This window comes from Nonomuraea sp. NPDC049504 (assembly GCF_040676845.1).
In the GTDB taxonomy this organism is placed as follows: Bacteria; Actinomycetota; Actinomycetes; order Streptosporangiales; family Streptosporangiaceae; genus Nonomuraea; species Nonomuraea salmonea.
Genome location: NZ_JBFAPT010000001.1, coordinates 695,159 through 701,655 on the forward strand (window position 1 = coordinate 695,159; position 6,497 = coordinate 701,655).

The 6,497-nt window shown below is 71.6% G+C and carries 5 protein-coding genes; 2 read left to right on the plus strand and 3 right to left on the minus strand.

Translation table 11 applies throughout. The features are described from left to right. Positions 1–57: 57 nt before the first annotated feature. Positions 58–1,485, minus strand: a complete 1,428-nt coding sequence (locus tag AB0K28_RS03105; protein ID WP_364364527.1) for an FAD-dependent oxidoreductase — start codon at positions 1,483–1,485, stop codon at positions 58–60. A gap of 72 nt (positions 1,486–1,557) precedes the next feature. Beyond that, on the minus strand, positions 1,558–2,451 hold the full coding sequence (locus tag AB0K28_RS03110) for an NAD(P)H-binding protein (RefSeq protein WP_364364405.1): 894 nt from the start codon (positions 2,449–2,451) through the stop codon (positions 1,558–1,560). A gap of 94 nt (positions 2,452–2,545) precedes the next feature. Between AB0K28_RS03110 and AB0K28_RS03115 the strand changes: the two genes are divergently transcribed. Then, entirely contained in the window at positions 2,546–4,306 is a 1,761-nt protein-coding gene (locus tag AB0K28_RS03115; protein ID WP_364364408.1) for a thiamine pyrophosphate-dependent enzyme, read from the plus strand. Positions 4,307–4,311: 5 nt separating this feature from the next. On the opposite strand, the gene AB0K28_RS03120 is transcribed toward AB0K28_RS03115, so the two are convergent. Continuing rightward, positions 4,312–5,058 (minus strand): IclR family transcriptional regulator, encoded by a 747-nt coding sequence (locus tag AB0K28_RS03120; RefSeq protein ID WP_364364411.1) that lies wholly within the window; start codon positions 5,056–5,058, stop codon positions 4,312–4,314. Positions 5,059–5,138: 80 nt separating this feature from the next. Here AB0K28_RS03120 and AB0K28_RS03125 point away from each other — a divergent pair, with 80 nt between their 5' ends. Further along, positions 5,139–6,296 (plus strand): 4-hydroxybenzoate 3-monooxygenase, encoded by a 1,158-nt coding sequence (locus tag AB0K28_RS03125; RefSeq protein ID WP_364364414.1) that lies wholly within the window; start codon positions 5,139–5,141, stop codon positions 6,294–6,296. Positions 6,297–6,497 lie beyond the last annotated feature (201 nt).

Sequence of the window (6,497 nt, forward strand, 5' to 3'; positions counted from 1 at the left end):
CTGCTCAAGGCCCTGGTAGGGAACGGCATGAAGCGGAGTGCCTCGGGCCGAGGCTCGTCAGCGGCCGGAGATGAGGTTGGCGAGGTGGGCGTAGGCCGAGGTGCGGGTGCCGCGTTCGTTCTCGTGCCGGTCGGCCGCCCTGAACAACGCGTAGATGAGCTGCACGCCCATCCACCGCAGCGGCTCCGGCTCCCACTGCCGCACCTGCCGCCCCACCCACGGCAGCCTCGTCAGCGGGGTGTCGCGGCGCAGCACCAGGTCGCGCAGGGTGCGGCCGGCCAGGTTGGTGGTGGTGACGCCGCTGCCGACGTAGCCGCCGGCCCAGCCGAGCCCGCTGGCGTGGTCGAGGTGCACGGTCGAGCACCAGTCGCGCGGCACGCCGAGCACGCCGCACCACGCGTGCGCCACCGGCACGTCCACGGCGGCGGGGAAGAGCTTGACCAGCATCCGCCACAGCAGCGCGACGGTCTGCGCCTGGGTGGCCCCCCGCCGGTCGGTACGCGAGCCGAACCGGTACGGCACCCCCCGCCCGCCGATCGCGATGCGGTCGTCGGCGGTGCGCTGGGCGTAGATGTAGGCGTGGGCCTCGTCCTCCAGCAGCTCGCTGCCCTGCCAGCCGATGTGCTTCCACACGTCGGGCGGCAGCGGCTCGGTGACGATCATGGAGCTGTTCATCGGCAGCCACTGCCGGTGCTGCCCGGTCAGGCTGGCGGTGAAGCCCTCGGTGGCGCGGATGACGTAGTCGGCGGTGACGGTGCCGCGGGTGGTGACGGCCGCCGCCCTGCCCCCGCTGCCACCGCCCTGCCGGGGCAGGATCTCGGTGACGGTGGTGTCCTCGTAGATGTCCACGCCCAGCCGGTCCACGGTGGCGGCCAGCCCGACGGCCAGCTTGGCGGGCTGGATGCGGGCGCAGTGCGGCGAGTACGCGGCCTCCAGCGCGCCCGCCACCTGGACGCGTTCGCGCTGTTCGGCACGTTCCAGCAGCCGCATGTCACCCTCGCCGTAGCCCCAGGTGCGCAGATCGGCGACCTCGGCGCGCAGCCGCCGCCGCTGGGCCGGGTTGGTGGCGACGTGGATCAGCCCGCTCTTGTGTACGTCGGCGTCGATGCCCTCGGCCCTGGCGACGTCGATGACCTCGTCGACCGAGGCGAACATGGCCCGCTGCAGCTCGATCATGGCCTGCCGGCCGCGCGCCTCGGCGTGCCGCTTGCGCGAGCCCGCGAACTCGGCCGACAGCCACCCGCCGTTGCGCCCCGACGCGCCGAACCCGGCGAACTCCTTCTCCAGGATCGCGATGCGCAGGCCGGGTTCGGCCCGCTTGAGGTAGTACGCGGTCCACAGACCGGTGTAGCCGCCGCCGACGATGGCGACGTCGTAGTCTCGGGACCCGGGCAGCGCGGGCCGCCGCGCGGGCAGGCCGATCTGCCGGTACCAGAAGGAGACGTCGCCGTTGGCGAAGTCTCTGGTCAGCGGGATGCCTCTCATCACCGGACACATTGTCTAGTACGTCGCGCCAGACCAACAAGTCGGCGAAGTGTAACGAAACCGGACAAACCACTAGCTTCGTGTCGGACGTTCGTACCCGTCGTCGCCTCCGTATACGCGCAGGTCAGGGTCCAGTTCCGGCTGGGTCGCAGGGCTCGTGGGGGAGGCGGTGTGCTCGGTGGCGAAGTCGTCGGACAAGATCGGCTCGGGCGGCAGCAGATAGTCGTGCCAGCTGATCTCACCTTTGGGCGCGGCGTCCGTGAGCAGGTGGCCGGCGCGCTGGGCGGCGTACAGACGGCCCGGATACCGTACGGGAACGCACGGCCGGCGCAGCCCCGAGGCCCGCAACCACACCTTGACCAGCTCCTCCGTGGTGATCACCTGCGGCCCGCCGAACTCGATCTCCCGCTCGGCCGGCGCCGCGCTCAGCAGCGCGGCGGCGCGCGTGGCGACCTCGCCGGTGTGCACCGGCTGCCAGGGCAGCGAGCGGTCCACGGGCAGCACGGGCAGCGAGGCCAGGTCGCTCAGCCTGCGGTGCAGCCACTGGTGGAACGGGGTGAGGCGGAGGACCGTCCAGCCGAGGCCGCTCTCCATGACCAGCCGCTCGGCCTCCAGCTTGTCCCGCAGGTGCCCGTGCGCGGCCCTGTCGGTCCCGGCCATCGAGGTGAACAGCACGTGCGGCACCCCCGCGGCGCGCGCCAGGATCAGCAGCGTCCTGGTGCCCGGCACGTCCACCGCGCCGCGCCCCTTGCGGCCGCTGGTGGCGAGGTGGGCGATGGCGTCCACGTCGCGTACGGCCTCCTCGACCCCGTTGCCGGAGATCAGGTCTCCCCAGATCCAGTCCACGTTGCCGCGGTCCTCCCGCTTGGCCCGGCTCAGCGCACGCACCTCGTGCCCCGCCTTGAGCAGGGCGGGTACCAGCGCCCCTCCGAGCGTGCCGGTGGCTCCCGTGACCAGAATCCGCATAGCGGCCCCCTACCCGTCTACATGGAGAAATGTCCCGGGAAATGTCCACTGGTCTGGGTGCCTGTCCGGGGCGGAGCGGGGTAGGGCGGGTCCCATGGCTCGAATAGCAGCGGAATCCTTGATCGACCGGCTCGCCGCGTGGGGCGTCGACACCGTCTTCGGGCTCCCGGGGGACGGCATCAACGGCATCATGGAGGGGCTACGCCGCCACCGCGACCGGGTGCGCTTCGTCCTCGTCCACCACGAGGAGGCCGCCGCCTTCATGGCCACCGGCTACGCCAAGGCCACCGGCCGCATCGGCGTCTGCCTCGCCACCTCGGGCCCCGGCGGCATCCACCTGCTCAACGGCCTGTACGACGCCAAGCTCGACCACGTCCCCGTGCTGGCCATCACCGGCATGCAGGAGACGTCCGTGCTCGGCACCGGCTACCAGCAGGAGGTCCACCTGGACAAGCTGTTCGCCGACGTGGCCGAGTACAACATGATGATCAGCAACCCGGCGCAGCTCCCGTCCCTCGTGGACCTGGCCATCAGGACCTCCTACGCCCGGCGCGGCGTCTCCCACCTGACGCTGCCCAACGACATCCAGGTGGCGGAGGAGGGCGCGGACCCGTACAGGAAGGTCGCGCCCGCCCGCGCGCCCGAGACCGCGCCCATCTACCTGCAGCCGTCCGGCCTGCCCCGGCAGGAGGACCTGGAGTGGGCGGCCGAGGTGCTCAACCGGGCCGAGCGCCCGGCCATGCTGGTCGGGCAGGGCGCGCTGCACGCCAGGCAGGAGGTGCTCGAAGTGGCCGAGGCGCTGGGGGCGCCCGTCGTCAAGACGCTGCCCGGCAAGGCCGTCGTGCCCGACGACTCGCCGTACACGACGGGCGGGCTCGGGCTGCTCGGCACCCGGCCCAGCGAGGAGCTGATGGACGACGCCGACGTGCTGTTCATGGTCGGCACGAACTTCCCGTACTCGAAGTTCCTGCCCGAGGTGCACGACACCAGGGTGGTGCAGTTCGAGGCCGACCCGACCAGGGCGGGCGCGCGCATCGCGACCGACGTGCCGGTGGTCTGCGACGCCAAGGAGGGGCTGCGCGCCCTGCTGCCGCTGCTGCGCCGCAGGGAGAGCGACGGCCACCTGGCGAAGTACCAGAAGATGATGGCGAAGTGGCGCGCCGACATGGAGTCGCTGGAGAACCCCGACCGCGACCCCATCGCCCCGCAGTACGTCATGTCCATCGTGGACGAGCTCGCCACCGACGACGCCATCATGACCTGCGACAGCGGCACGATCGCCACCTGGGCGGCGCGCCACTGGACGATCCGGGGCGAGCGCGAGTTCTACCTGTCGGGCACGCTCGCCTCCATGGCGAACGGCCTGCCGTACGCCATCGCCATGCAGCACGCCTTCCCCGGCCGGCAGATCATCGCCTACGTCGGCGACGGCGGCTTCTCGATGCTCATGGCCGAGTTCCTCACCGCCGTGCAGCACGGGCTGCCGGTCAAGGTGATCATCAACAACAACAACTCGCTCGGCCAGATCCTGTGGGAGCAGATGGTGCTCGGCTACCCCGAGCACGGCGTGCGCTACGCCGCCCCCGAAGCCGACTTCTCGGCCTGGGCCAGGTCGTGCGGCGGGTTCGGCGCCAAGGTGACCAAGGCCGAGGACGTCGCCCACGCCGTCGGCCAGGCGCTCTCGCACGACGGGCCCGCGCTGGTGGACGTGGACGTCAACCCGAACGAGCCGCCCATGCCGGGCAAGATCTCCTACGAGCAGGCCAAGAGCTTCGCGCAGGCGTTCCTCAAGGGGCAGCCGCACCGGGCGTCCATCGCGACCACCCTGTTCAAGGACCGCATCCAGAGGTTCTGAACGGCTCAGGCCATCGCCCTGGCGATCCCGGCGGCGGCGCCGCGCAGTGGCTCCACCAGCCGGGGCAGCTCGCGGGCCCGCCGCGAGGACAGCACGATGCCGAGCGCCGCCACCGCCCGCCCGTCCACCAGCACCGGCGCCGCCGCCGAGCACGAGCCGAGCGTCATCTCCTCGTACGTCAGCGCGTGCCCCTGGACGCGCACCGCCGCCAGCTCCCTGGCCAGCCGGCCCGGCTCGGTGACGGTGTGGGCGGTGGGGCGTTCGAGCTTGCGGGCCAGGTAGGACTTGACGAACCAGTCCGGCTCGTACGCCAGCAGCGCCTTGCCCACGCCCGTCGGATGCATCGGCAGCCTGGCCCCGATCCGCGACACGATGGGCACCGCCCGCCTGCCGTACACCTTGTCCACGTATAGGACCTCGAGCCCGTCCCTGACCGCGAGGTGCACGTTCTCGCCCGTCGAGGCGAACAGCTCCTGCAGCCACGGATGCGCCAGCTCCTGCAGCCGGTTGGGGGCGAGCTGGCCCAGCTCCCACAGCCGCGGGCCCACCCGCAGCCGCCCGTCGGGCCCGCGCCCCAGCGCCTGCCACGCCTCCAGCTCGCCGACCAGCCGGTGCGCGGTGCTCAGCGGCAGCCCGCTGCGGCGCGCCAGCTCCGTCAGCGTGAGCTGGGGATGCGCCGCGTCGAACGCGCCCAGGATCGCCAGCACCTTGGACGTCACCGAACGCCCCGCCTCGCGGGAACCGCCTGACATGAGGACGATCCTGCACCAGCTTTCCACTCAGCGGAAGACCGCTCTCGGCCTCATCCGCTCGAACCACCATGCTTTCCCTCATGCGAACTCAGGTCGGGATCATCGGGGCAGGCCCCGCTGGACTACTGCTGTCACATCTGCTCCACCTGCGCGGCATCTCCTCCGTGGTGCTGGAGAAGCGCAGCCGCGACTACGTGGAGCGCCGGGTGCGGGCCGGCGTCCTGGAGCAGGGCACGGTGGACACGCTCGTCGAGGCCGGCGTCGGCGAGCGCATGCTGCGCGAGGGACTGCCGCATCACGGGATCGAGCTCAGGTACGGCGGCGCGGGCCACCGCATCGCCTTCGAGAAGCTGGTGCCCGGCAGGGCCATCACCGTGTACGGGCAGCAGGAGGTCGTCAAGGACCTCATCGCGGCCCGGCTCGCGGCGGGCGGCGACGTGCGGTTCGAGGTCGAGGACGTGGCCGTGCACGGGCTCGACTCGGAGCCCTTTCTGACGTTCGGGGACGAGCGGCTCGACTGCGACGTCATCGCCGGCTGCGACGGCTTCCACGGCGTGTCGAGGCCGTCGATCCCCGAAGGCGTGCTGAGCGTCTTCGAGCGCGACTACCCCTTCGCCTGGCTCGGCATCCTCGCCCGCGTCGCGCCCTCGTCCGACGAGCTGATCTACGCCAGGACCGAGCGCGGCTTCGCCCTGCACAGCATGCGCTCGCCCAGCGTCAGCCGCTTCTACCTCCAGGTGCCGCCGGACGCGCGCATGGAGGACTGGCCGGAGGAGCGCATCTGGGCCGAGCTGAAGGCCCGCCTGGAGACCGTGCCCGGCTTCTCGCTGGCCACCGGCGAGATCCTGGAGAGCGGCATCACGCCCATGCGGTCGTTCGTGGTCGAACCGATGCAGTACGGACGCCTCTACCTGGCCGGCGACGCCGCCCACATCGTCCCGCCCACGGGCGCCAAGGGCCTCAACCTGGCCGTGGCCGACGTGCGGGTGCTCACGGAGGCGCTCGCGGCGTACTTCAAGGACGGCACGACCGACCTGCTCGACGGGTACTCGCAGGCGTGCCTCAAGCGAGTGTGGCGAGCGCAGCACTTCTCGTACTGGATGACGACCCTGCTGCACACCTTCGACGAGGACGACGCCTACGCCCGCCGCCTGCAACTGTCATACCTGGACTACGTCACCTCCTCAGAAGCCGCCGCCACCACCCTCGCCGAAAACTACGTCGGCTTCCCCTTCTAGGGATCTGCCCCTCACCCTTTCCCAAAGAATGTCGCCGCGACGGCGGGGAGGGGCCGGTGTCGGGCTGGCTCATGGGGGTTGGCCGTCTCTCTCACCAGAGGGACCGTCGCCGCGACGGCGGGGAGGGGCCGGTGTCGGGCTGGCTCATGGGGGTTGGCCGTCTCTCTCACCAGAGGGACCGTCGCCGCGACGGCGGGGAGG

Coding starts and splice junctions, on each gene's coding strand:
- AB0K28_RS03105 (WP_364364527.1), bottom strand. CDS start 1,485: ATGAGAGGCATCCCGCTGACCAGAGACTTCGCCAACGGCGACGTCTCC.
- AB0K28_RS03110 (WP_364364405.1), bottom strand. CDS start 2,451: ATGCGGATTCTGGTCACGGGAGCCACCGGCACGCTCGGAGGGGCGCTG.
- AB0K28_RS03115 (WP_364364408.1), top strand. CDS start 2,546: ATGGCTCGAATAGCAGCGGAATCCTTGATCGACCGGCTCGCCGCGTGG.
- AB0K28_RS03120 (WP_364364411.1), bottom strand. CDS start 5,058: ATGTCAGGCGGTTCCCGCGAGGCGGGGCGTTCGGTGACGTCCAAGGTG.
- AB0K28_RS03125 (WP_364364414.1), top strand. CDS start 5,139: ATGCGAACTCAGGTCGGGATCATCGGGGCAGGCCCCGCTGGACTACTG.